Annotated in this window: 27 protein-coding genes, 1 tRNA gene and 1 other annotated feature; of the genes, 4 read left to right on the top strand and 24 right to left on the bottom strand. The window is 62.9% G+C overall.

The genetic code is table 11. The features are described from left to right. Positions 1–22 precede the first annotated feature (22 nt). From galE to ACPW75_RS02335, 21 genes are all read right to left on the bottom strand, one after another. Positions 23–1,048, bottom strand: coding sequence for a UDP-glucose 4-epimerase GalE (gene galE, locus ACPW75_RS02435; RefSeq protein WP_077095293.1), 1,026 nt, complete (start codon positions 1,046–1,048; stop codon positions 23–25). A gap of 85 nt (positions 1,049–1,133) precedes the next feature. Next, entirely contained in the window at positions 1,134–2,153 is a 1,020-nt protein-coding gene (locus ACPW75_RS02430; RefSeq protein WP_077095294.1) for a hybrid-cluster NAD(P)-dependent oxidoreductase, read from the bottom strand. Between the two features lie 114 nt (positions 2,154–2,267). Next, positions 2,268–3,917 (bottom strand): hydroxylamine reductase, encoded by a 1,650-nt coding sequence (gene hcp / locus ACPW75_RS02425; RefSeq protein ID WP_077095295.1) that lies wholly within the window; start codon positions 3,915–3,917, stop codon positions 2,268–2,270. A gap of 287 nt (positions 3,918–4,204) precedes the next feature. Beyond that, positions 4,205–4,672, bottom strand: coding sequence for a Dps family protein (locus tag ACPW75_RS02420; protein WP_077095296.1), 468 nt, complete (start codon positions 4,670–4,672; stop codon positions 4,205–4,207). A gap of 124 nt (positions 4,673–4,796) precedes the next feature. After that, positions 4,797–5,354: a DUF3833 domain-containing protein gene (locus ACPW75_RS02415; RefSeq protein ID WP_077095297.1), complete on the bottom strand. Its 558-nt coding sequence runs from the start codon at positions 5,352–5,354 to the stop codon at positions 4,797–4,799. After that, a complete protein-coding gene (locus ACPW75_RS02410) occupies positions 5,354–5,905 on the bottom strand; it encodes a chalcone isomerase family protein (RefSeq protein ID WP_232105250.1) in 552 nt (183 codons plus the stop codon). The genes ACPW75_RS02415 and ACPW75_RS02410 overlap by 1 nt, the downstream gene beginning before the upstream one ends. After that, the gene (locus ACPW75_RS02405; protein WP_011705034.1) at positions 5,862–6,080 is read right to left on the bottom strand and encodes a TIGR02450 family Trp-rich protein; all 219 of its coding nucleotides are present in this window, start codon (positions 6,078–6,080) and stop codon (positions 5,862–5,864) included. Before ACPW75_RS02405 ends, ACPW75_RS02410 begins: the two co-directional genes overlap by 44 nt. Continuing rightward, positions 6,077–6,556, bottom strand: coding sequence for a DUF2878 domain-containing protein (locus tag ACPW75_RS02400; protein WP_077095299.1), 480 nt, complete (start codon positions 6,554–6,556; stop codon positions 6,077–6,079). Before ACPW75_RS02400 ends, ACPW75_RS02405 begins: the two co-directional genes overlap by 4 nt. 2 nt (positions 6,557–6,558) lie before the next feature. Further along, positions 6,559–7,815: an SAM-dependent methyltransferase gene (locus ACPW75_RS02395; protein WP_077095300.1), complete on the bottom strand. Its 1,257-nt coding sequence runs from the start codon at positions 7,813–7,815 to the stop codon at positions 6,559–6,561. Beyond that, positions 7,815–8,597 (bottom strand): DUF1365 domain-containing protein, encoded by a 783-nt coding sequence (locus ACPW75_RS02390; RefSeq protein ID WP_077095301.1) that lies wholly within the window; start codon positions 8,595–8,597, stop codon positions 7,815–7,817. The genes ACPW75_RS02395 and ACPW75_RS02390 overlap by 1 nt, the downstream gene beginning before the upstream one ends. Beyond that, a complete protein-coding gene (locus ACPW75_RS02385) occupies positions 8,594–9,853 on the bottom strand; it encodes an NAD(P)/FAD-dependent oxidoreductase (RefSeq protein ID WP_077095302.1) in 1,260 nt (419 codons plus the stop codon). Before ACPW75_RS02385 ends, ACPW75_RS02390 begins: the two co-directional genes overlap by 4 nt. Beyond that, positions 9,850–10,587 carry an SDR family NAD(P)-dependent oxidoreductase gene (locus ACPW75_RS02380; protein ID WP_077095303.1) on the bottom strand — a complete coding sequence of 246 codons (738 nt, stop codon included), beginning with the start codon at positions 10,585–10,587 and terminating at the stop codon, positions 9,850–9,852. Before ACPW75_RS02380 ends, ACPW75_RS02385 begins: the two co-directional genes overlap by 4 nt. Continuing rightward, complete coding sequence (locus tag ACPW75_RS02375; protein ID WP_077095304.1) at positions 10,584–11,012, bottom strand: nuclear transport factor 2 family protein; 429 nt, start codon at positions 11,010–11,012, stop codon at positions 10,584–10,586. Before ACPW75_RS02375 ends, ACPW75_RS02380 begins: the two co-directional genes overlap by 4 nt. 1 nt (position 11,013) lies before the next feature. Beyond that, complete coding sequence (gene phrB / locus ACPW75_RS02370; protein WP_077095305.1) at positions 11,014–12,435, bottom strand: deoxyribodipyrimidine photo-lyase; 1,422 nt, start codon at positions 12,433–12,435, stop codon at positions 11,014–11,016. Beyond that, the gene (locus tag ACPW75_RS02365) at positions 12,432–13,319 is read right to left on the bottom strand and encodes a MerR family transcriptional regulator (RefSeq protein ID WP_077095306.1); all 888 of its coding nucleotides are present in this window, start codon (positions 13,317–13,319) and stop codon (positions 12,432–12,434) included. The genes phrB and ACPW75_RS02365 overlap by 4 nt, the downstream gene beginning before the upstream one ends. 63 nt (positions 13,320–13,382) lie before the next feature. Next, entirely contained in the window at positions 13,383–14,327 is a 945-nt protein-coding gene (locus ACPW75_RS02360; RefSeq protein WP_077095307.1) for a YbgA family protein, read from the bottom strand. Positions 14,328–14,499: 172 nt separating this feature from the next. Beyond that, on the bottom strand, positions 14,500–15,129 hold the full coding sequence (locus tag ACPW75_RS02355) for an outer membrane beta-barrel protein (RefSeq protein WP_011705025.1): 630 nt from the start codon (positions 15,127–15,129) through the stop codon (positions 14,500–14,502). A gap of 184 nt (positions 15,130–15,313) precedes the next feature. Beyond that, complete coding sequence (locus ACPW75_RS02350) at positions 15,314–15,859, bottom strand: DUF3157 family protein (protein ID WP_077095308.1); 546 nt, start codon at positions 15,857–15,859, stop codon at positions 15,314–15,316. Positions 15,860–15,954: 95 nt separating this feature from the next. Beyond that, a complete protein-coding gene (locus ACPW75_RS02345; protein WP_077095309.1) occupies positions 15,955–16,827 on the bottom strand; it encodes a hypothetical protein in 873 nt (290 codons plus the stop codon). A gap of 45 nt (positions 16,828–16,872) precedes the next feature. Beyond that, positions 16,873–17,151: a DUF6482 family protein gene (locus ACPW75_RS02340; RefSeq protein ID WP_011705022.1), complete on the bottom strand. Its 279-nt coding sequence runs from the start codon at positions 17,149–17,151 to the stop codon at positions 16,873–16,875. Positions 17,152–17,176: 25 nt separating this feature from the next. Continuing rightward, positions 17,177–17,776: an HAD family hydrolase gene (locus ACPW75_RS02335; protein ID WP_077095310.1), complete on the bottom strand. Its 600-nt coding sequence runs from the start codon at positions 17,774–17,776 to the stop codon at positions 17,177–17,179. 169 nt (positions 17,777–17,945) lie between these two features. Next, positions 17,946–18,080 (top strand) — a sequence feature (Phe leader region). Between the two features lie 38 nt (positions 18,081–18,118). Here ACPW75_RS02335 and pheA point away from each other — a divergent pair. Then, entirely contained in the window at positions 18,119–19,291 is a 1,173-nt protein-coding gene (gene pheA / locus ACPW75_RS02330) for a prephenate dehydratase (RefSeq protein WP_011705019.1), read from the top strand. Positions 19,292–19,390: 99 nt separating this feature from the next. Here the strand turns inward: pheA and ACPW75_RS02325 are convergent, their stop codons facing one another. Together ACPW75_RS02325 and ACPW75_RS02320 are read right to left on the bottom strand one after the other, a co-directional pair. Further along, positions 19,391–19,822, bottom strand: coding sequence for an LPP20 family lipoprotein (locus ACPW75_RS02325; protein ID WP_011705018.1), 432 nt, complete (start codon positions 19,820–19,822; stop codon positions 19,391–19,393). 15 nt (positions 19,823–19,837) lie between these two features. After that, entirely contained in the window at positions 19,838–20,458 is a 621-nt protein-coding gene (locus ACPW75_RS02320) for a FlgO family outer membrane protein (RefSeq protein ID WP_179101303.1), read from the bottom strand. A 194-nt stretch (positions 20,459–20,652) separates the two neighbouring features. On the opposite strand from ACPW75_RS02320, the gene ACPW75_RS02315 reads away from it, so the two are divergent. The 3 genes from ACPW75_RS02315 to ppk2 all read left to right on the top strand — a co-directional run bounded on the left by ACPW75_RS02315 (position 20,653) and on the right by ppk2 (position 22,977). Continuing rightward, a complete protein-coding gene (locus tag ACPW75_RS02315; protein ID WP_029303764.1) occupies positions 20,653–21,807 on the top strand; it encodes a flagellar assembly protein FlgT in 1,155 nt (384 codons plus the stop codon). A 50-nt stretch (positions 21,808–21,857) separates the two neighbouring features. After that, positions 21,858–21,934: transfer RNA gene (locus ACPW75_RS02310), tRNA-Arg, on the top strand. A gap of 218 nt (positions 21,935–22,152) precedes the next feature. Beyond that, entirely contained in the window at positions 22,153–22,977 is an 825-nt protein-coding gene (ppk2, locus tag ACPW75_RS02305; RefSeq protein WP_041217166.1) for a polyphosphate kinase 2, read from the top strand. Positions 22,978–23,001: 24 nt separating this feature from the next. Here the strand turns inward: ppk2 and ACPW75_RS02300 are convergent, their stop codons facing one another. Further along, positions 23,002–24,642, bottom strand: a complete 1,641-nt coding sequence (locus ACPW75_RS02300) for a SulP family inorganic anion transporter (RefSeq protein WP_077095312.1) — start codon at positions 24,640–24,642, stop codon at positions 23,002–23,004. Between the last annotated feature and the right edge of the window lie 38 nt (positions 24,643–24,680).

Below are 24,680 nucleotides of genomic sequence, written 5' to 3'. Positions count from 1 at the left end.
CCGAGCAGCGCATGACCCTTGATCACGGCTTCGCAGCAGGGCCATAACCGTTCGGGTTCTGGCTTTGCCAGCGCCAGGTATCCACCATCATCCGCTCCAGACCGCGCTCGGCCTGCCAGCCCAGCTCGGCACGGGCCTTGTGCGGCTCGGCCCAGCACTCGGCGATATCGCCGGGGCGACGGGGCTTGATCTGATAGGGAATGGTGCGACCGCTGGCCGCTTCAAATGCCTTGATCATCTCCAGCACCGAGTAACCCTGACCGGTACCCAGGTTGTAGGTAAAGACCCCGGTATCCGACGCGATGCGTGCCAGCGCTTTGAGGTGACCAATGGCGAGATCCACCACGTGGATGTAATCGCGTACCCCGGTACCATCCGGCGTCGGGTAGTCGTTGCCAAACACCCCCAGCTCCTTGAGCTTGCCCACACCGACCTGACTGATATAGGGCAGCAGGTTGTTGGGAATGCCGTTGGGATCTTCCCCGATGAGGCCGCTCTCGTGGGCACCGACCGGGTTGAAGTAGCGCAACAGCACGATAGCCCAGCGGGGATCGGATTTAGCGAGATCGCGCAGGATCTCTTCGACCATCAGCTTGGAGCGGCCATAAGGGTTGGTGGCGCTGGTGGGGAAATCTTCCCGCAGCGGTACCGAGGCCGGATCGCCGTAAACGGTGGCCGAGGAGCTGAACACCAGCCGGAACACGCCGGCCCTGGCCATCTCTTCGCACAGCACCAGGGTGCCGGTCACGTTGTTCTGATAGTAGGTAAGCGGGATCTGGCCGGATTCCCCCACCGCCTTGAGGCCGGCGAAGTGGATCACGGATGCTATCCTGTGCTCTGCAAACAGCCGCTGCAGGCAGGCTCTGTCCAGAATGTCTCCTTCCACGAAGGTGACCGGCTTGCCGGTGATCCGCTCGACCCGTTTGAGTGATTCGGGGGAGGAGTTGGAGAGGTTGTCCAGCACCACGACCTGCTGCCCGACGTTCAAGAGTTCAACCAGGGTATGAGAGCCGATATAGCCGGCGCCCCCTGTGACCAGAATTGTCATTATGTATCCCGTGTTCGACTGAAACTGGGGGCAGAGTCTACCCGCCCAGCCTTCTCAGGAAAAGAGCGGGATGCCAATGACGCCCTCAATAGTCGACGCTGACATCCCCGCTGGCGGTGCAGGAACAGGCCAGTGCCACCCCGCGCTCGAGATCCTGCGCGCTCAGGGTCATTACGCTCTGGCGCTCGATCTCGCCTTCCGTGGTACAGCGACAGGCCCCGCACACCCCGGCACGGCAGGCCGCCATCATGGTCTCCCCCGCCCCTTCCAGTGCCGCCAGCAGGGTCTGACCCGGCAGGATCTTCACCTTCTTGCCGCTCTTTTTGAGGGTCAGCCAGAAGTGGTCGCTGCCGGCCGCAACTGGCGCCGCACTCGATGTTCCAGCAGGCAGGCCGAACGACTCCTGGTGCAACTGCGCTGCCGACAGTCCCAGCTCCGCCAGCATGGTGCAGACGGCGGTCATGTAGGGGGCAGGCCCGCACAGATAGACGTGGCGTGCGAGCAAATCTGGCGCCAATTCCCTCAGCATCTCAGACGTGAGCCGGCCAACCCAGGGATGAGCCGTCGGCGCCTCTTCCCGTACTTGCTCCAGCACTAACGCGTGGCGAACGCCGGAATGAGCCGCGGCCAGCGCAGCCAGGTCGTCTGCGAAGATCACATCCTCTGGCGAGCGGGCGCTGTGAATGAAGCGGATGTCGGCATCCGGCCGTTTGGCCAGCTCGTCGCGCAGCATGGCCCACATGGGTGTGATGCCGGAGCCGGCGCTCAAGAGCAGCGGCCGCTCACAGGGCAAGGCCGTCAGGTTGAAGTCGCCAAAGGGGCCATCCACTCGGATCTCGTCCCCCACTTGCAGGGTCTGGTGCAGATGGTGGGAGACCAGTCCGACATCCTTGATGGTGACCTGCCAGTAGGCATCCTGCGGGCTGGAGGAGAGGGTATAGGCACGGCAGTGGGGCTTGCCGTCAATCTCGGTGTGCAGCGTCACGCACTGGCCCGCCAACACGGCGGGCAGGCTGCCCGTCTGCGGCACGAACTGCCAGCTCGCTACATCGTGGGTATCCGCCCGGCGGCCGATGCACCTGAGGGTGAGAGAGGTGGAGGTCATCGCAAGGCTCCTCTTGTTGAAAAATGTTGGAAAGGGGTCGTTAAAAAAAGGCGAGCCATCAGGCTCGCCAAAGGCTTACAACATGCTGAGCGTGTAAGGCAGATGTGGCGCCGCTCAGGCCGCCAGGATCTCGGCAAGATCGGCTTCGGCCGTGGTGGTTCCTTTCAGACCGAACTGCTCTTCCAGCACCTTGAGCAGAGCCGGGGTGAGGAAGGCCGGAGCGGTCGGGCCGGTACGGATGTCCTTCACACCCAGCGCCAGCAGGGTGAGCAGAATGACGATGGCCTTCTGCTCGAACCAGGAGAGCACCAGGGTCAGCGGCAGATCGTTGACGCCGCACTCGAACGCCTCGGAGAGCGCCAGCGCCAGCTGGATGGCGGAGTAGGCATCGTTGCACTGACCCACGTCCAGCAGACGGGGAATGCCGCCGATGTCGCCGAAATCGAGCTTGTTGAACTTGTACTTGCCGCAACCCAGGGTCAGCAGCAGGCTGTCCTGCGGGATCGCCTTGGCAAACTCGGTGTAGTAGGCGCGCTCGGCACGGTCGCCGTCACAGCCACCGACCAGGAAGAAGTGGCTGATTTCGCCGGCCTTGACCTTGTCGATCACCGCCGGGGCGGCCTGCATCAGGGCGTTGCGGGCAAAGCCGATGGTGATGAAGTGTTCCAGCTCAACGTGCTTGAAGCCTTCCAGCGCTTGCGCCTTGGCGATCACGGCGGAGAAATCTTCCCCTTCCAGGTGGGTCACGCCCGGCCAGCCGACGATGGAGCGGGTGAAGATACGATCCGAGTAGTTGCCCACATTCGGGTCGATGATGCAGTTGGAAGTCATCACCACGGCGCCCGGGAAGTTGGCAAACTCCTTCTGCTGGTTCTGCCAGGCAGAGCCGTAGTTGCCCACCAGGTGCGGGTACTGCTTGAAGAAGGGGTAGGCCAGCGCTGGCAGCATCTCGCCATGGGTGTAGACCTTGATGCCAGTGCCCTTGGTCTGCTCCAGGATGAGCTTGAGATCCACCATGTCGTGACCGGAAACCAGGATGCACTTGCCCGGTACCGGTGTGACGCGTACCTGGGTCGGCTCGGGGTGGCCAAAGGCGGTGGTTTCACCGAGATCCAGCATCTCCATGATCTTGAAGTTCAGCAGACCAATGTCCATGGCGCACTTGAACAGCGGATCCAGATCGCTCGGATCCGTACCGAGCCAGCTCATGATGCGATGGAATTCGGCGGCTACTCCGGCATCCTGCTGATCCAGCACCCGGGCGTGTTCCATGTAGGCGGCGGCACCCTTGAGGCCGTAGAGGCAGAGCAGGCGCAGTCCCATGATGTCTTCGTTGACTTCGCTCTTGCCGCGGTTGACTGCGGTCTGCGGTGCCTGGGCCAGCTGGGCCAGCAGATCGGCACCCGGCTCGAAACGGGCGGCAGCGGGCAGTGTGTCGGCCTGCACCGCCAGCGGTGCCAGCTTGGCAGCCAGTTGCTGACGATAGGCCAGCGCCTGGTTGACATAGGCCACGATGCGGGCAGAGTCAAAGTTGACGTTGGTGAGGGTGGCGAAGAAGGCCTTGGGCACGAAGGCGTCGATCTCGCTGTCGACGATGCCGTGCTCGCGGGCGGCCAGCGCCCAGGCGCTGAGCCCCTGCAGGGTATAGATCAGCACATCCTGCAGATCAGAAGTTTCAGCCGTCTTGCCGCACATACCTTGTGCATAGGCGCAGCCGTTGCCTGCCGGGGTACGAATTGTCTGTTCACATTGCACACAAAACATCATGCCTCTCCTAATTGGACATTTCAGTTGTCTGTTTTGTGGCGATTCTATTCCTACGGCTCAGAACTTAATAGGCATTCAATTTGCCAATTCAATTTTCATTGATGCAGATCAAAAACAAAAAAGCCGCCCAAACAGGGCGGCAAGCGGGTGGATAAAAGGAGAGACAACTCAGGTTTGCAACAGAACACGATAATGGAACGGGTTGGGCTGGCGTCTGGTCAGGCAGATCCAGCCCTTCACTTCATCAAACCGGCATACTTCGCAGCGTTCGGCATGATTGGCTATCAGGCCAGGTAAGCTCGCAGCATCCAGACCAGTTTCTCCTGCTGCTGCACATAATCGGAGAGAATGGACGCAGTCCCTTCATCACCGGCATCGGCGGCCTGCCCCAGGATGCGGCGCTGGGCCACTAGCAGTTCGCGGAAACTCTCCAGCAGGGATTCGACGCAGGCACGACCGTCGTGCAGCCCCTTCTGCTCGGGAATGGCAGAAACTTTCAGGTAGTCGCTGAAGCTGTGCAGCGGCACGCCATCCAGGGTCAGGATGCGCTCGGCCAGCGCATCGACCTTCAGCAGCAGGTCGTTGTATATCTCTTCGAACTTCAGGTGCAGCTCGAAGAACTGGTTGCCGCGGATGTTCCAGTGGAAGCCGCGAACGTTCATGTAAAGGATCTGGTAGCTGGCCAGCAACTTATTCAGCTCGGTGGCCAGCGCTTGTGATTGAACGGTATCAAGACCAATCGGACTCTTCATGTTTCACCTCCAGATTTGACGACCTGGTCATCTTAGAACTCATCAGACTCAAAAGGTAATAGTTAAGATCTAACTGATTGATAGAGTACGGCTATCATCCCTGCTGTCGGCCGGGCTAGGCAGCTCATTCAGGCTGCCGCTCGATGTAGAGAAGCACCTCCCCCAGCTGGATGCCGAACTTGCTGATGGCAGCCCGGTTGAGCAGGCGATTTTCATCCAGCAGATACATCCAGTCATCGAAACTCACCCGCACCACGCTGCCGTCAGGCAGTGTCAGATCGAGCTGATAGCGCCAGTTGAGGGCAAAGCCTGCCGTCTTGCCTACCGCCTCCCCCACCACGTCGGCCGCCGTGCCGCGCCAGTGACCATCCGCCCCCTTGCTCAAAAACCAGGTGCGGGTCTGCTGGCGCCCGTCATCAAAGTAGAACTGCTCGAACAGCTCCCCCTTTCCCCCCTGCCAGTGCCCGCGCATCTCCACCCGAAAACGGCTGGTCACCTCGCCGCTGCGATCGGTCACCAGACCGTGCGCCGTCAGCTTGCCATTGAAGAAGCGAGCGAGATCCCATTCGGGGCCCTGACCGCGATAATCCTCCAGACTGCTGCCACAACCAGCCAACAGAAGCAGTGGCAACAACAGCAGGTAGCGCCAGGCGTGGATGTATTTCATCAATCCCTTTTGCATCAGCGCTCTCCCCGCAGGCGGCGGGTGAGCGCCGGATCACGGCTCCCTTGTGCCAGCCAGATGGCAAGAAAAGCCGCCGAAAATTGTGGATCAGCGAGGGTGCCGAGCGGCTTGTCCCGCCACCAGAAATGGCCTGCGCCGCCCCTGTCGACATAGAAGGTAAGCCGGTCACCCACCTGGACATCGGGCCAGAGCGCGGCGAGCTGACCAAGCCAGCCCTGGCGCTGCTGTTCACTGCCAAGCCCCAATCGCTGCCACTCGGCGGCGGTGGCGCTCAACAGATCGTCCCGCTCGATGGCTCTGGCGTAGGTGAGGCTGAGTGCCTGAGGATAGTGACCCGGCCGATAGCGGCCGTTCTCGCTATAGAGGGTGGCGTCATAGAGCTTGAACCAGAGCCAGCTCATCTCGCCGCGCCCGACCGGCTGCAGCTGCTGCCAGGGAGTGACCAGAGCTTGCCCGGTCTGGGCGAAAGGGGTCAGCGGTAGGCTCAAGCCTGCCAGCAGCAGGCTAATTCCATCCCATGTGCCAATGGGCGGGATCTTCGAGTTCATGCCAGTCCATCTCCTGTTCCAGCAGCGTGTTGATGTCCTGCATCACCACCTGCTGCAGCTGCCCCTGCGCGTCGCGCTGACAGGCCACCACCAGATAGAAACGCTCGGTCAGCTCGTGCCGGCTCTCTTTGGTCCATTTGGAAAACAACAAGGTGTCGGTCGAAAAGGTGTTCATCTCGCTTCACCCTCCAGCTTGACCGTTACCCACAGGAGTACGGGTAACCACCACATCCAGATCACCGCCAGCAGTGCCGCACTGATCCCGATGCCCCAAGATAAGTGTACTGCCCCCATGACGGCTCCCGCCACATAGGAGGAGCTCCCCCCAACCATGCCGAACAGCCCCTGCTGCCAGCGCGGCAAGGGCCGCAGCCAGCGCAGACCGTGGCAGAGGGTCAGGGCAAAACCGCACCAGAGCAGCACCAGCCAGAGCGGAAAACCGGTGTTGAAATAAAACAGCCCGAGTTGCCAGAGCAGGGCATCGAGCAGGCTGCCGGCAAGGGCAACCGGGATGAGCCGCCAGTCGTGCCAGCGGCGCGGAGAGAAGAGAAAATGAAGCAGCAGCAGTGCCAGCAGCGGGCCCGGCTGCTGCCACTTCACCGCCAGCAACCAGTAGAGGTTGAACCCCAGCAGATGGGCCCACTGCCACATCATCAGTGCCCGCCGACAGGCAGATCCCCACTCCAGCCGAATGGGCCCGGTTTGGCCGCCTCCAGCTGCACCAGGCTGATGGTGCGCTCCCAGAAGCCCCCCTCGCAGTAGGCGAAATAGAAGTGCCATAACCGGATGAAGTCCTGGCTGTAGCCGAGAGCGGGCAGCTCGGGCGCCAGCGCCAGGAAGCGCTCGCACCAGTGGGTCAGAGTGCGGGCGTAGTGGTGACCGTGATCGTGCAGCCGCACCAGCTGCATATCGGTCTCGCGCGCCAGCAGCCCCGCCATCAGGGAGACACTCGGCAGGCAGCCACCGGGGAAGATGTAGCGCTGGATGAAATCCACCCCGCGCAGATACTGGGCATAGCGCTGGTCGGCGATGGTAATGGCCTGAATGAGCAGGCGACCACCAGGCTTGAGCAACCGCGACAACTGGCGGAAATAATCGGGCAGGAAGGCGTGCCCCACCGCTTCGATCATCTCGATGGAGACCAGCTTGTCGTAAGTCCCCTCCAGCTTGCGGTAATCCTCCAGCAGCAAGGTGATGCGATCTCCCAGCCCCTCCCGCGCAATCCACTCCTTGGCGTAATCGTGCTGGGCCCGGGAGATGGTGGTAGTGGTCACCCGGCAGCCGTAGTGACGGGCCGCATAGACGGCGAGGCCACCCCAGCCGGTGCCGATCTCCAGCAGATGATCGTCGGGGCCGAGTGCCAGCCGCTCGCAGATGGTACGCAGCTTGGCCTGCTGTCCCTCTTCCAGGCTGGCCTCTGCATGGGGGTAGATGGCACTCGAGTACTGCATATGGCTGTCGAGAAAACCCTGATAGAGGGTGTTGCCGAGATCGTAGTGGGCGGCGATGTTGGAGCGCGACCCGGTCAGGGTATTGCGGTTAAGCCAGTGACGCACCTTGTTGAACGGGAAGCTGAGCCAGCCGAGGCGCCGCTCAAGGGAATCGAGCAGCGCCAGATTGCGGGCCAGCAAGCGCACCAGAGCCACCGGATCCGGGCTGGTCCAGAGCCCCTCCACCCAGGTTTCCCCGGCGGCGATGCTGCCCCCCAGCAGCAGGCGGCGGTAGAAGGCCGGATCCTGCACCACCAGCTCGGCATGCAGATCGGTGCCCGCCACGCCAAAGCTGTGACGCTCAGCGCCATCCCGCAGCAGCAGCTGGCCATGTTCGAGGCGCCCCAGCAGATTGAGCAGCAGTTGCCTGGCCCCCTTGTCGATGAAAGAGGCAGAGAGGGTTGATTGCACAAGTTCCATTAGCGGCTCTCCGGATGGCTAAAAATGGGTGTTCGTTTGATAAAAAGACGCAGGGCCTGCCAGTAGATCCCGAGCAGCACCTTCATGGTCATCCAGGGCCAGCGGGCCAGCAGGGCCACCAGCCCCTTGCGCGACAGCGGTGCCCGGCGCAGCGCCAGGGTGGCGTCAAACAGCTTGGCCTCCCCGGATACGGGATGACTCTCGATGTGGATCAGTGTCTCCTGCGCGGGCGGACGAATGCGCCAGTGGTAGCGCATCGCCAGTCCCATGAAGGGGGAGACATGAAAATCCTTGTCGTGGGGGGCCAGCGCCGCCAGATCCAGCAGGTAGTAGTGGCGCTCGTTCCAGGGGGTATTCGACACCTCCGCCAGCAGATAGCGAGCCTCTCCCTGCCGGTAGCAGAAGTAGAAGTTGACCGGGCTGAAGTAGAACCCCAGACAGCGCACGTTACCGAGCAGCAGCACCCGCCCCTCGGGCTCGGCATCGCCACCCAGTTCGCTCACCTTCTGCCACACCGCCTGCTTGAGCGGCCCCTCGCTGCCACGCAGGTAGTCGTCACGGTGAAACGAGAGCAGCCCTGCCCGCTCCACCCCGAACCAGCGCCCGCGATCGAGTTGTGACAGCTCGTCGAGATCCAGCCCCAGCATGAAGAGGTTGTAGGAGAAGGCGTGGGCACGCGGTGCGAAGCGGCGATGGCGCACCGACCCCTGCCAGATGGCGCTGAGGGTGCCGGTCATGGCCTCGACACTCGCCTCCTGGCCTGCCAGAGCTGCCCCCTTCATAGCTCGGCCCCGAACCGTCTGGCCACGTCCAGCGCGCTGCGCACCCCATCTTCATGAAAGCCGTTGTACCAGTAGGCACCGCAGAAGTGGGTGTGCTGCTGGCCACAGATCTCGGCGCGCCGTTGCTGGGCGGCGATGGAGGCCTGATTGAACACCGGATGATGGTAGACGAAGCGGCGCAGCACCTTGCTCTCGTCCACCTTGCCCAGGGGATTGAGGCTGACGCAGAAGGGCTGCGGCGAGCTAACCCCCTGCAGTATGTTCATGTTGTAGCTCACCAGCGGCCGCGCCCCGTCATCCTCGCCCAGCTGATAGTTCCAGCTGGCCCACGCCTTGCGGCGTACCGGCAGGCAGCGCACATCGGTGTGCAGCCAGACGTCGTTGGCTTGATAGGGCATGGCGCCCAAAATGGCCTGCTCCCGCTCACCCGGATCCGCCAGCAATGCCAGCGCCTGATCGCTGTGACAGGCGAGGATCACCTCGTCAAACCGCTCCTCGCCATAGCTGCTCTGGATCAGCACCCCGTCCGCCTGGCGCCGGATCCCCTGCACCGGACAGGCCAGACGAATGTGAGTCTGCCAGCCGGCCGTCAGCGGGCCGATATATTCCCGCGAGCCACCGGGGATCACGTACCACTGGGGCCGGTTGGCCACCTCGAGCAAGCCGTGGTTGGCAAAAAAGCGCAGGAAGAAGCCCAGTGGAAAGGCGCGCATATCGGCCAGCGTCGACGACCAGATGGCGGCCCCCATCGGCAAGATGTAGTGGCGGGCAAAGTAGTCGCTGAACTCCCCCACCTGCAGAAAATCCCCCAGGGTCAGCTCGGGGCCGGCTCCCTGATGCTGCCCATCCGCCAGCCGGGCCCGCGCCTCGCGGTTGAAGCGCAGGATCTCGGCGACGAAGCGGTAAAAACGCGGACTCAGCAGGTTGCTGCGCTGGGCAAACAGGGTATCCAGGTTGTGACCGTTGTACTCCAGCCCCTGCGGGCTTTTCACCGAGAAGCTCATCTCGGCCGGCTGCCGTGCCACCCCGATCCGCTCGAGCAGCCTCAGGAAGTTGGGGTAGGTGCGGTCATTGAAAACGATGAAGCCGGTGTCGATGGCATAGCTGCGCCCCGCCTGGTGGACGTCGACGGTGGCGGTGTGGCCCCCCAGGGTCGGCGCCGCCTCGAACAGGGTGATGTCGTGCAGCCTGTGGAGCAGAAAACCGGCGGTAAGCCCCGAGATCCCTGAACCGACGATGGCGATCCTTTTCTTCATGAAGGGCGTCCTTTCGAAACGAGTGTGCGGCCAAGACGCAGCCAGAGCCCCACCGGCAGCGCGCCAAGCAGGCGCAGCAGCCAGATGAAACGGCAGGGAAAGTGGATCTGGTGACGACCGGCAACAAGCCCCGCCATGATGGCGCGGGAAGCCTCTTCCACCGTCACCAGACAGGGCATGGGAAAATCATTTTTGGCGGTGAGCGGGGTCTGCACAAAGCCGGGGCGGATCAGGGTCACGCCGATCCCTTTGCCGGCCAAATCGAGGCGCAGGGTATCCGCCAGATAATCGAGGGCCGCCTTGGAAGCGCCATAGGCTTCTGCCCTGGGCAGCGGCAACCAGCTCACCGACGAGCTGACGATGGCAAGGCGTCCACCCGCCCCGAGCAGCGGTAAAAAGGCGGCCAGGGCATGGCCGGTGGCAACCAGGTTGGTCTCGATGACCCTAGCAAACAGGGCACCGTCAAACCCCTCGGCGACATCCATATACTCGCAGTTGCCGGCATTGAGGATCACCAGATCGACCCGCGGCAACCCGGCGGCCGCCTCGCTCACGGCGCTGGCGTCGCGCCCGTCAAATTGCAGCGGCGTGATGCCGTGGCGACCCAGTGCCAGCAGCCGCTCGCCATCGCGCCCGCAACCCCACACCTGCCAGCCGGCGCGCCGATAATCGAGTGCCAGCTGAAAACCGATGCCCGAGGTGGCACCGGTGATCAGCACCCTGCCGCCGCTCATGCGCCCAGCCTCCCCTTGATGGTGCGCACCAGGGGGCCTATCAGCGGCAACTGCTCGTAGAGCATGGCGCCCAGATCGAAGTAGTCGCGATGCAGGCACACCTTGCCCGCCTCGTCGAATTCGAGGTGGGTGGCCCCCTCCACCGTCACCGGCGCACCGCCGCACAATCTGGGATGGGAGAAGGTCATGGTCCAGCCGAGCCAGGCCTGGTGCCCCTGCAGCAGCTGGCTGGTGATGACGAAGCGGCAGTAGGCCAGACGCTGATAGAGGACGGCAAAATAGTCGCTGAGCGCCGCCAGCCCCTCGATGCGGTGAGCAGGATCGGTAAAGACCACCTCGTTTGCGTAGACCTCGGGCAAACGGTGCAGCTCGTCTCTGCTTAGCTGCTGATAGAGGGCCACAAAGCGGGCCAGCGACTCATCCATGCTATTTCTCCAGGGCACGAAACATCTCGATGGCTCTCACCCGGGCAACGGCGTGGTCCACCATGGGAGCCGGATAATCGTGCCGCCCCTTGAGCCGCAACCAGTCGTGGGGCTGGTGCAGATAAGCGGCAGGCAGATCAGCCAGCTCAGAGACCCAGGTACGAATGAACTCCCCTTGCGGATCAAATCGTTGCCCCTGGGTGGTGGGGTTGAACACCCGGAAATAGGGCGCCGCATCGGCGCCGGTCCCCGCCGCCCACTGCCAGCCGCCGTTGTTGGCCGCCAGATCGCCGTCGATCAGTCGGCTCATGAAGTAATCCTCCCCGAGCCGCCAATGGATGTGCAGATCCTTGGTGAGAAAACTCGCCACTATCATCCGCAGCCGATTGTGCATCCAGCCGGTGGCGTTGAGGCAGCGCATCGCCGCATCGACGATGGGGTAGCCGGTACGTCCCTCACACCAGGCGGCGAAGGCATCCGGATCCCAGCTCCACGGCAGGGCCGCCGTCTCCGGTTTGAAGGGCCGATTCATGGAAAGGGTCGGGATCAGCACCAGCAGGTGGCGATAGAACTCGCGCCAAATGAGCTCATTGAGCCAGACAAAGCCGGGCTGAGCCTTCGACTGGGGCCGGTAACCGAGTCGCTGCTGGAGCGCTGCCACACACTGGCGCGGGCTGATGATGCCGGCCGCCAGATAGGGGGAGAGCACGGAGGTGCCCGCGATGGCAGGAAAATCCCGGGTCTCGCCATAATCGAGCACCGCCTGCTCCAGAAAATCATTCAGACGGCGGCTGGCCTCGGCCTCCCCCACCGGCCAGCGGGGGTCTGCCGTCAGTTCGCCAAGGGCGGCATCAACGAAGTGCCGCTCCGCCAGCGGCTGCCACGGCAACGGCTCACCGCGGGCAGTGGGCGCGCGATGAATGACGAAGCCATCCTCGTCGAGGGCCTTGAGCCAGGCGCGGCTGAAGGGAGTGAAAACCTTGAACATCTCGCCAGAGCCGGTCAGCACCCGCCCAGGCGGCAGCACGCAGCAGCCGTTGAGCCAGTGGCAACCCACCGCCTGCTCCGCCAGCGCGGCGCTGACGGCCTGATCCCGGCGCTGCTCGTCGATCTCGATGGCCTGATTGGCGAAGAGCCGGGTCACGCCCAGCTCGCGGCAAAGATCTGCCAGCGCTGCCGGCACCTCGGCAAAGGTCTCCACTCGCAGCAGATGGAGCGGGATGCCGAGCGCCGCCAGCTCGCGGCCCAGCGCATCGACCTGAGCCAGCACAAAGCGCTGACGGACCGGGGCCAGCTTGTGCTGCCGCCACTGGGTAGGGGAGAGGATAAAGAGCGCGGCCACCGGCTCATCATCGGCGCAGGCATGTCGCAGCGCCGGGTTGTCGGCCAGGCGCAGATCATTGCGAAACCAGACCAGCTTCATGATTTTTTCCTCCCGCGTCCGCCTGCGCCATCCGCCGCAGGCCTACCCGCCATCGCCTCGGCAAGGCTCGCCTGCCAGCCGTGGGCTTGCAGCCACTCACCATCGTAGAGGCGCCCCAGCTCACCAAAGAAGCGGGTACCGGCCGGCCAGTCGGCAGCCAGCTCCTGCTTGCCAAGGCCGGCTCCCAGCAACACCAGCCAGGGGGTGACGGCGCGCCCCTCCAGCAGGCTGGCATGGCGCGGCTCCACCGCCCCCAGCAGCTGTACCTCATGACCCTGACCGATCAGCTCGTAGGCAGCCCAGACCAGATCGAGCGAGCCCACCTGTCCCCAGCTCGCCAAGGTGACCGGCATGCCCTTCTCCTGCTCGATGAGGTGGCGGGCGAAGCGGGTATGCAGCCAGCCCAGCCACACCTGCTGCAGCAGCTCGCCATCGGGGCGCTCGCGCCACAGCCCGAGCAGCCGTTCCACCAGCGGCTGCAGCACCCGGCTGCGCACCAGTTCGAACGGGTAGCTCGCCAGCAGGTCGTTGAGCTCGGCCTCCGCCTTGCGCTGGTTGAAGGCGAGCAGCGCCTGGCTGAACTGCTCCAGGGTCTGCTGCCAGTGATCGCTCACCGGCTGGGCCTGGGGTTCGCTCAGGAGCCCCTTCACCTGCCCGATGCTCACTCCCCGCTCCAGCCAGCTCAGGATCTCGCCGATCTGGCGAATGTCCTGCTCGCTGTAGAGGCGGTGGCCCTTCTCGGTGCGGGCCGGCTGCACCAGCCCGTAGCGGCGCTGCCAGGCGCGCAGGGTCACGGCGTTGACGCCGGTGAGGCGGGAGACCTCGCGAATGGGGTAGATCCCCTCCTCCGGCGAAGGAGAAGCGGCGTGCGGTAAATCAGACATAACGGCATCCAGCAAAGGTTGAGGGAGAGGCCCCGGCCATCCGCCGGGGCCTGCACAGAGTATTCAGAGCCCGTAGCGCAGTTTCAGCGTGTCGGGATGGGGATTGAGGTACACCTGCTCGGCGAGATAGGGATTGGGGTATTCGCGCAGGTAGTGGCGGATCAGGGTGAGCGGCACCAGCAGCGGAAAGACGCCGGTACGGTACTTGTCGATGGTGTCGCACAGTTCCTGCTTCTGGGCCGGAGTCAGCACCCGCTTGAAGTAGCCCTGCAGGTGCATCAGCACATTGGTGTGGCTGCGCCGGTTGGCCCGCAAAGTCAGCGCCGCCATCAACCCCTTGATGTAGCTGTCGGCCACCTGCTGCAGGTCGGCCTTGGCCAGGTTGCCGAGCAGCTTGCCGAGCGCCCGGTAGTGGGAGGTGGCGTGGGAGAGCACCAGATACTTGTAGCGGGAGTGGAAGCGGATCAGCGCAGAGGCGGTGATGCCGCGCGCACAGAGCTGCTGCCAGTCGTGGTAGGCGAAGACCCGCAGCACGAAGTTTTCCCGCAGGATGGGATCGCACAGGCGGCCATCCTCTTCGACCGGCAGCAGGGGATTGGCCTCCATCAGCGCCTTGGCAAACAGGCCGATCCCTTCCTTGGCACTCCCCTCGTTGTTGGCACCATAGATCCGCACCCGCTCCATGCCGCAGCTGGGGGATTTGGCACAGAGGATGTAGCCGGAGATGAAATCGAGCTGACGCGCCTTCTGCTCGCTGAAGGCAATGAGCTGGTCGGTGACGTCGAAGCTGCCATTGCTCGCCTCGGCGCGGATCTCGCCGTGGCGCTTCACCAGCCGGATGGCGGCGCGGGGCGCCCCCAGGCCAATGGCCATTTCGGGACAGACGGGGTGATAGTCAAAGTGGGCACCGAGATCCCGCTCGCAGAAGCTGGAACGCTTGTGGCCCCCGTCGAACCGTACCTCCTGCCCCAGCAGGCAGGCGCTGATACCAACCCTAATCTTGTACATACCATCACTCCTTGTATAAGTCTGAATCAGTTATAGCAGTTATACAAAAAATTGGAAGTTGTATAACTATTGCGGACTGATACGGCGCAAGGGTGAAGGGTGGATCAACCGGAAATGAAAAAACCCATGACCGAGGCCATGGGTAAAAATGAAGACACTACAGGAAGGATAATTAGAAGCTGTACTTCACACCCAGGCTGGTGATGGAGCCCTGTTGCAGGTCCCACTTGCGGTAGGTGTAGTCGGCGGTGAGGGCCAGGTTCTGGCTCACCTTGTAGGCGGCACCCACTTTGAAATCGTGCATGTCGTCGGTCATGTTGGCGTAGCGGTAGCCGGTGGAGAGCTCGACCGCGCCGATGTCGTAGCGCAGGCCAGCCTCACCGTACATGCTGCCGCTGTTCTTGCGGGTGATCACGTCCCAGCCGCTGTCTTTGACGTTGGCAGCCACCTGACGCTCCATGGTGTAACCCATCAGGCCCGCTTCCCCATACAGGTTCAGACCTGTGCTGAGCGGGGTGTAGACACCCAGACCCAGGCTGGAGATGCCCATGCTGTCGTTGCCATCGTTGCGAGAGGTGTACTCGCTGCCCAGACGACCGTAGAAGTTGGAACCGAAGCTCTTGGAGAGGTCCAGGTTCAGACCGCCGAAATCGCGGTTGTTGCTATCCTTGCCGCCGATGTAATCGGACTTGGTGTGCGCCCAGGTCAGGCCGCCTTTGGCGTAGCTGAAAGCATCCTCAGCCAGAGCGGAAGTTGAAGCGAAACCGGCCAGAACCAGAACTGAAAGTGCAACTTTTTTCATTTTGATGACTCCACAGGTTGAGCTAGTTGGGACCTAGCTGGAATGGGGTCATTGTGCAGAGGGCGGGGAGAAATACCGAGCGGCAAGCTGTTGCCAAACCATGTCAGATGTAAGCAACTGTTGCAGGTGGTTACCAGGTTAACAATCAAGACAGGCTCCACGAAGGAGCCTGTTGCATGAGGGATCAGCGGAACTCCACTTCCTCAATCTCGACCCGCACCAGGGGCTTGCCGGTAAGGCCGGCCGGGCGCGGCACCTCCAGCACCATGGAGGGGCGCTGCTGCCCCTTGCGCAGATAGGACTCCGGCAGACGGTTCTCGCCGACCCAGAAGCGGGCCTCCTGCTTGGCCAGCTGGGCCCCCTGCTCGCTGAACAGGGTGACGCTGCCACGCACCCGCACCACGTTGCGGGTGCCGGTGTTGCTCACCATGAATTGCAGTTGCAGAGGATCCGAGCCCTCCACCTTGGCCAGCTTGACGCCGATCCCGTCCTTGACGGCCTGAGCCAGCAGCTCGGGGTTGCTCATCGCCTGCTCGGTCAGCACCGGCACGGCCACCGTGCCCTGCACCGCGCTGCCGTCGGCGGGCCTGAGCAGCAGGTATTCCCAGGTGAAGTCATCGTTGAGCTGTACCTGGCGGCCATCCGGCAGGGTCACCTGGGTGAACGGAGCGGCCTGCACCAGCAGGGGCGAGAGGCAGAGGGCAACCAGCAGACGGGACAAGGGTTTCATAGGGTGATGACTCGGCGTCGATGGAAAAGGGCGTCAGTATAAAGAGTCCGTCCCGGCTTGCCTATGACCGCACTCACGTTCCTGCCCTCGGTTGCCTAGACCACCAGCTCCTGCCGCTCCTCTTCCGCCGCCATGTCCAGCGTCACCAGATCGAAGGCCGTGCTCTTGAGGGCGGTGAGGATATCCGGCTGCAGATCGAAGGCCTGGGCCCGCAGCTTGGCCGGCACCCGCACCCGGGCCAGGGTGGTGGCCCGATCGGCCAGGGTATGAAAGAACACCTGGGCCTCCTCCAGCCCCATGTCGGCCAGCATCTGCTCCGCCATGTCCACCATTCGCAGATGACGGCGCTCCACCAGCTCGGGGTCGGAGAAACGGTAGCTCAGGCAGCCGTGGGCACTCTTGCCCCAGCGCCCGAGCTGACGCTTGTTGAAGCCGTAGCGAAAGTCCCTGTGGGTCATGCCCTGCTTGGCAAACAGCCAGAGGGTATTGGTCGGCAGGCTGCCGAAACGACGCAGATACTCCTGCAGCTCCTCCACCGGCGCCGGCAGCAGCATGGGCAGGTGGCTCCAGTCGGTTTCCAGCGCGGTGAGGTGGCAGATGTAGCGCACCGGGTCGATCACCTCGTTGAGGTGGCGCAGGTGATCGCAGAAGATCATCTCATCGGTCTTGATGACCCGCTGCTCGATGCCATAACGCTGGCAGTAGCGCTTGGCGCGCGCCACCTCCTTGCGGCTGCGGGTCGGGCTGTCCAGGGTGATGGCCCGGATCCGGATACCGCTGGCGCGGCACAGATCCATGCTGTAGCAGGATTCCAGTCGACCGGAGAAGGAGACCGCCAGTTCGCCGTAGCCAGCCAGGGTCTCGATAAGTGACTGTTCCCTGGTCTGAAAGGTCTGATCGTATCCCCGATTCAGCACAACGATATTGGCATCCATAACGACGGCACCGGATGATGAATTGGGCGCCATTGTGCTGCAACAATCCTGAATAAACCCTTAAAGGGCAGGGATAAATCAGAATTTAATGATAATTTCATGCCAATTAGTTTCATTTTCATCCAGCTGAGCATCATAAATCCGAAGTTTCGCCTGATGAACCTGATGCATGCGCAGAAATCCCTCGGCCTGCTCGAGGGAGGCAAAGGTCAGCCGGCCCCCTCCGCTGTCGGTGAGACACTGCATCTCGCCGTCGGCCTCGACACAGAGCTGATACCCACTGCCATCCAGACAGGCGATCAGCAGCCCCGCGTCCGGATAGTGACTGAGCCAATTGCGAAACCGGCCATGCTCCATACCCTCTCCCTCTACATCCTGCCATTCAGGCGGGCAGGTAACCCTGCGCCACCAGTTGCTGGCGACAACTGTATGCATCGGTAAACACCAGGCCGCCGATCCCCAACGCCTGTGCGGCAGTCACGTTGGCCGGGCTGTCATCGATGAACAGGCACTGCTCGGCCTGCAAGTCGAACGACACCAGCAGATAGCGGTAGATATCCGGCTCCGGCTTCATCATCCGTACCCTTGCCGACACCACCTTGCCGCTGAAGAAACGCCAGAACGGCTGATGCTGCTCCAGCCAGTCGATGCTGGCATGACCCATGTTGGAGAGTGCGTAGAGGGTGTGACCCGCCCCATGCAGGCTCTCTATCAGGCTCAGCATAGCGGGATCCGGCACCAGCGAGGCGGGCACCGCCTGCAAAATCGCCAGGTTTTCGGCGGCGCTCAGCCCGGTGCGATGCTCGGCCTGACGGGCCATGGTGTGCAGTGAGAGAGTGCCACGGTCCACCTCCAGCCAGTCCGGGTGGTTGAACAGCCGCTCCGCCAGCAGCTCCGCTCCCTGCTCCCCACGTACCGAGCGCACGATACCGACCGGATCCCAGCTCACCACCACCCGTCCCAGATCGAAAATAATCGCCATCTTCACCTCCAGCTATCTGCATCATTACGACAGCAAGCGGGTCCGTTTTACCCGGTTTTTCCCCCGCAGGCTCACGCCCCTACCCTGCCCCGTTCGCCTCCCCCGGGCAAGTTTTACTTGCATCGCACGGTCAAATCCCTTAATGGTTATGGCGTTACCTCAAGGACACACTCATGCACGCACCATTCTTTTTTGCTTTCTCGTTTATCCGGCCCTCATGAGGGAAGGCCCGTCGTCACGTGAAGCACTCGCGTAAACAGAAAGCAAAGACGAATCGAGCCTCCCCTAGCGGAGGTTTTTTTTTGCAGCTACCACAATCGATTACTTGGATAGGGAACCATCATGGCAACGCTCGACGAGATCAGACAAGACATCACCCAGTTGGATCAGGAGCTGCTCGCCCTGCTGGCCAAACGCAAGACCCTCAGCATCGAGGTCGCCCGCGCCAAGCAGGCCAACCCGCGTCCGATCCGCGATCCCCAGCGCGAGCAGGATCTGCTGGTCGCCCTGATCCAGAAAGGGCGTGTGCTGGGGCTGGACGCCCAGTACATCACCCGCATCTACCACACCATCATCGAAGACTCGGTGCTCTCCCAGCAGGCCTATCTGCAGAGTCTGCTCAACCCGGAGCAGCAGGAGCCGATGACCAGCGTCGCCTATCTGGGACCGCGCGGTTCCTACTCCAGCCTCGCCGCCCGCAAGTACCTGGCCCGCTACAAGGATCAGGTGATCGAGGTGAACTGCCAGAATTTCCGCGAGGTGCTGGATGCGGTGGAGTCGGGCCGTGCCGCCTTCGGGGTGCTGCCCATCGAGAACACCAGCTCGGGCTCCATCAACGAGGTGTACGACGTGATGCAGCACACCAGCCTCTCCATCGTCGGTGAGCTGACCTACCCCATCGAGCACTGCATCCTCACCGCCGTGCCGACCGAGCTGGGCCGCATCAAGACCTTCTATGCCCACCCGCAGGTATTCCAGCAGTGCTCCCATTACCTCAGCAAGCTGGAAGGGGCGCGCCACGAGATCTGCGACTCCTCCTCCAGCGCCATGATGAAGGTCAAAGAGCTGGCAAGCCCGGAGGCGGCGGCCATCGGCAGCGCGGCCGGCGGCGAGCTGTACGGGCTGGACGTGCTGGCCGAGCAGCTGGCCAACCAGAAGGAGAACTACAGCCGCTTCATCGTGGTGGCGCGCAAGCCCATCGACGTGGCACCACAGATCCCGGCCAAGACCACCCTCATCATGTCCACCTCCCAAAAACCGGGCTCGCTGGTGGAGGCGCTGCTGGTGCTGCGCAGCAACGAGATCAACATGACCAAGCTGGAATCCCGCCCGGTGCAGGGCAACCCGTGGGAGGAGATGTTCTATCTGGATGTCTCCGCCAACCTGCAGACCCCGGCCATGCAGGCCGCGCTGATGGAGCTGACCAAGATCACCCGTTACATCAAGGTGCTGGGTTGCTACCCGAGCGAAGACGTCAAACCGACCGCCGTACCGCCGGTGCTGCTGGGCAACTAGCCAGCACTCTAATCCGCCAGGCTGGGCGGCCGACACCCCAATGAAAAAGGCGACCCACCGGGGTCGCCTTTTTGTCGTCCATTCGCCTGAGATATGCCGTCAGAACTGGCCCGCCATCAGCTGATTGATGTTGTAGAGGGCACGGGTATCAAGCTCCATCTCGGTGGCATAGGTGTTGCCACGGGGATAGGAGGCCACCACCCTGGCGCCGCGCACCATGCCGGCTACCGACACGTCCAGCGAGTTGGAGGTCTGGGTCAAGTCCTTGTAGCTGCTCTGGCCGCGCACCTGCTGGCCGTTGAGCTGTTCCGCCAGCTCCCGATAGGCATCCATCTTGGAGGCGCGGATGGCCTGCAGCATCTTCTCGGACTGGGATGGACCGGGCTGGATGTCGATCACCGCGTAGCCGACCGCCTTGAGCACCGGGAAGTCATCCGGCTTGTTGTTGCCGCCGCCATAGTTGACCACCCGATTGCCGCCGCTGCACGCCGTCAGCAACAGGGCCAGCAGGCATCCGAACAGGATTTTCATTGCATCTACTCCTTGTCAGGGCGTCAGATTGACCAGATGGCCGCCGGGACGCGCCTGGCTGTCACGCATCAGGTAACCGCGGTTGATCGAGACCCGGCCAAACGAATTGTTGGCACCGAACAGGTATTTTTGCGGGATCAAACTCTGGGCCGTGGTCTCCACCATCTTGGTACGCAGGTCGATGATGCGGGCATTGACCAGGATCCCCTGCTTGTTGCGGCTGAAGGTGCCGGTCAGGATGCGGGAGATGGGCAGCCGGGGAGAGAGATCCCGATAGTTGCGGCTCATCACGAAGTCTCCCTGCGGGGTGACCTTGATGCTGCCGGTCAGCTTGAAATCCACCACCACTTCCCCGCGCCGGTTCAGCTCATAGATAAAGCTCTCCTCGATCTGCTGCCCCATCCAGTTGGTGTCCTGCAGGGTATCGAGATCGACGAAAGAGGAGACCGCGATGGGTTCGGTCAGGGTGGAGAGCGACTTGCGCTCCATCAGCTGATCGGTCATGCGCGCCACCAACCAGTTGAGTTCCATCCCCTGCGCCGCCTGACGAGGATCACCCTGCTCCCGGTTGATGGGGTCGGAGCCGCAGCCGGCCAATGCCAGGGCGAGCGCCAACGCCGTGATGAGTTTGTTCATGGATACCTTTCCTGTATCTGCACCTGATTTGTTATCGGTTCGACCGGCCAAAGCTTGAGCCGGGAATGAGGCATGGATCTTGCTAAATATTCGCGTGTGCTGTGCAACCGGCACGATTCTGTGATCTGTATCGGCCGGCGACCTCGCTTCGACAGGGGTGAATCGCGCCGACCCGCATATTCAAGGTGCTTGTCATGAAATTACCGCTGCTGTTAACCCTGCTGCTGGCCAGTCTGTCGGCCCGGGCCGAGATCATCGAGGCGCAGGGCAGTGCCGCCATCCTGGGCGGAGACGAGGTCTACGCCCGCGAGCAGGCGACCCGCGATGCCCTGCGGCAGGCTCTGCTGGCGAGCGGCGCCGCCGTCTCCAGCATCCAGCGCCTGGAAAACGGCAGCCTGCGCTCCGAGCAGATCCAGATCCGCTCCGGCGGTGACATTCGCCAGTATCGGCTCAAGCGGGAAGAGGTGCGCAACGGCCGCATGTACATCACGCTGCAGGCCGACATCCAGGCCGAACGCCAGATCTGCCAGACCCAGCACTACGCCAAGGATTTGACGCTGGTGCGGCTGCGGCTGCGCTACCCCGAGCAGGCGAGCTACGGCGCCCTCGACGACATGCCCGCCAACCTGTCACGCCGCATGTTCGAGGCCCTGGCCAACGCGCCGCAAGGGGTGGCCGTGCGCCAGTGGCTGGACGAAAACCTGCGCATCGACCCGCTCCACCTGCAACAGGGGGATCGCAGCGCCCTCGAGGAGATCAAGGCGCTCAGCCTGCGCACCGACAGCCAGTATCTGGTGCTCGGCAGCATCGACGATCTCTCCCTCGAACCGCAGGGCAACCAGCTGACCAGCTGGTATGAAGACCCCATCCGCAACTTTCGCATGCAGCTCTATCTGTTCGACGGCATCAACGGCAGCCTGCTCGGCCGCAAGGAGTACCAGGGCCGGGCCAACTGGACCTTCGCCAAGCGGGATCAGGTGGGCAGCAGCAGCGGCCAGTTCTGGCAGTCGAGCTACGGCCAGGAGGTCAACTACCAGTTGCAGGAAGCGGTGCAGGATCTGGTGGCCCAGCTCAGCTGCGCCCCGGTCACCGCCCGGGTGGTCGGCCAGAACGAGCGCGGCCCCCACATCAATCTGGGCCGCCGCAACGGCGTCCGGCTCGGGGATCAGTTCCGCATCCAGCACGATGCCGATTTCATCGACCCCTACGGCAAGTCGCGCATGATGCGCAACCCCGCCGACGGCCTGTTCGAAGTGGTGCAGGTGTTCGAGGATGGCGCCATCATCAGCAGCCAGAACAAATATTCGCCGTTTAACATCCAGATCGGGGATCTGGCAGTATTGGAATAAGAATCAAGGGTTTAAAAGGGAGCGGCTTCTTGTATAATGCCCGCCACAATGCTCCCGTAGCTCAGTAGGATAGAGCGGTCCCCTCCTAAGGGACAGGCCACTGGTTCGACTCCAGTCGGGAGCGCCATACAAAACAAGGGGTTGGCATCATCACGATGCCAACCCCTTGCTCGTTTCAGGCCAAGGCCGCCATTCAGCCGGACTTTCCCCTACGCCCTGCGCCAGATGATGGCCTCCCTTTGTCTTCTCTATCCCCATGCCCGAAAAACCCTCATCTACGCTTGAAATGCGCCGTCCGGGATGACGGTCGCACTCTAATCCGTTTGGGACAAAAAGAAGGGCATCATGGGTAACAACAAAAAAAGCAAAATAGAACAGCCGGCCGTGGCCGACGTGCAGCAGCCCCTTGGCAACAAGGCATACGAGAAGGAGCTGCGTCGCCTGCACGTGGAGCTGGTGAAACTGCAGCAGTGGGTGGTGCACAAGGGGCTCAAGGTCTGCATCGTGTTCGAGGGGCGCGACGGCGCCGGCAAGGGGGGCACCATCAAGGCGATCACCGAGCGGGTCAGTCCTCGGGTGTTCCGGGTCATAGCGCTGCCGGCCCCCACCGAGCGGGAGAAGAGCCAGCTCTACTTCCAGCGCTATATCCCGCATCTGCCCGCAGCGGGCGAAATCGTCATCTTCGATCGCAGCTGGTACAACCGGGCCGGCGTGGAGCGCGTCATGGGCTTTTGCAGCGAGGAGGCGAGCGACAAGTTTCTGGCCGGGGTTCCCATGGTGGAGCAGGCCATGGTCGACTCCGGCATCATTTTGCTGAAGTACTGGCTGGAGGTAACCCCCGACGAGCAGGAGCGGCGACTGCGGGATCGCATCGACGATGGCCGCAAGATCTGGAAGCTCTCCCCCATGGACATCAAGTCATTCGATCGCTGGGATGACTACACCCGGGCACGGGACGCCATGTTCACCGCCACCGACACCGCCTGGGCCCCCTGGTTCGTGGCCCGCTCCGAGGACAAGAAGAAGGTGCGGCTCAATATCATCTCCCACCTGCTGGCCCACGTTCCCTATCAGGATCTCCCGGCCGAGCCCATCAAGCTGCCCAAACGCAAGATAGGCAAGGTCAAACCCTCTGAGCACCCGTTCCGCTTTATCCCGGAACCCTTCTAGACAGCGGCAGGGGTGAGTCTGTGCTCACCCCTGATTCTGCTGGTATTGACGGATGGCGGCCCTGGCATTGAACAGCATGCGGCTCTCCCCCAGCTGGGCAGCCAAGCCACTGCGGCGCACATTCTCGAGCACCCCGGGATTGAGTCCGGCCAGCCAGAGCGTAACCCCCTTGGATCTGGCCAGCTGCTCCCCTTCCATCAGCATCATCAAAGCCGAATACTCCACATCCTGTACCCGGCTCATATCGAGCACCACCACCCGGGGTTGATGGCGCGCGATCAATTCGCGCATCCCGGCCGCCACATGCTGCACATTGATGAAGAAGAGGCGCCCCTCCGGTCGCAGGATCAGCAGGCCCGGAATGGTCTCGTCATCCGGGTGGCGGGCCGCCAGCGGGCGCAACACATCCTCACCGGGCTTGCGGCCAATCACATGGAGCGGCGGCTGCGCCGTCTGGCTGGCCAGCCCCAGCAAGGAGGCCAGGATCGCCACCACTATGCCTTCCAGGGTACCGAACAGCAGCACCCCCAGGCAGGCGATGACGGCCCAGCGAAACTCCATCATCCGGATCTGCCCTATCTTGCGAAACTCTCCCGGCTGAATGAGCCCCACCGAGTAGACGATGACCACCACCGCCAAAGTGGCGCTCGGCAGCCAGGAGAGCAGCGGAGCGAGAAAGATCATGGTCGCCAGCGCCATCACGGCGGTGACCACGGAGGCCCGCTGGCTCATGCCGCCAACGGAACGTACCACTGCCGTCTGGGAAGTGCCGCCCCCTGCCGGCATGCTGCCACACAGGGAGCCCCCCAGGTTGGCCAACCCGGTGGCCACCAGCTCGCGGTTCGGGTTGATCTCGGGCTCTTCCTTCCCGACGAAGGCACGGCCGGCGGCGATGGTCTCGGTGAAACTCATCAGCGCAATGCCGGCCGCCCCCGGCAACAGCTGCAGCACCAGGGTCAAGTCCGGCATGGTCACACTGGGCAGGCCGGTGGGAATGGCGCCGACGATGGCAACCCCAGCCTCGTTCAGACCCCAGCCCCATACCAGCGCTATGCCGAGACTCACCCCCAGCAGGGGTGCGGGCGAATGGGGAAAACGCCACTCCATGACCACCAGCACCACCAGGGTAACGAGGGCGACCCCCAGCGTCAGCCAGGAGGTATGGGGCAGAGCCTGTCCCAGATGGTAGAGATCCAGAAAGAAGTTCTCCTTCTGGATATGTACCCCGAACAGCTTGGGCAACTGATCGAGGATGATGACCAGCCCGATGCCGCTCTTGAACCCCACCAGCACCGGCAGCGAGATGAAGTTGGCCACGAAACCTAGCCGCAGCACAGCCGCCAGCAGCAGCATGGCGCCGACCAGCAGGGTCAGGGTGGCCGTCACCGTGATCAACCTGCCGGGATCGCCATCCGGCACCACCAGCCCGAGCTGGGTAGCGGTCAGGATCGCCAGGGTGCTGGTGGAGCTGACGCTGAGCACCCGGGAGGAGCCCAGCAACGCGTAGATCAGCATGGGCACGAACGCAGTGTAAAGACCGATCGCCACCGGCAGCCCGGCCACTGTGGCGTAGGCCATGGCCTTGGGCAGCACCACCGCCGCCGCGGTGATGCCGGCCAGCAAATCGGGAAGAAGGCGCCTGGGCGCCGATGCGAATGATGACATGTGACTCCTCCATGCTCCCTGGGAGAGCGAATTGCCGC

Origin of the sequence: Aeromonas sp. FL131 (genome assembly GCF_049860615.1) — a bacterium.
Taxonomy (GTDB): Bacteria; Pseudomonadota; Gammaproteobacteria; order Enterobacterales; family Aeromonadaceae; genus Aeromonas; species Aeromonas hydrophila.
Note: the sequence above shows the minus strand (reverse complement) of the source record. Positions and strands in the feature narration are given on the sequence as shown.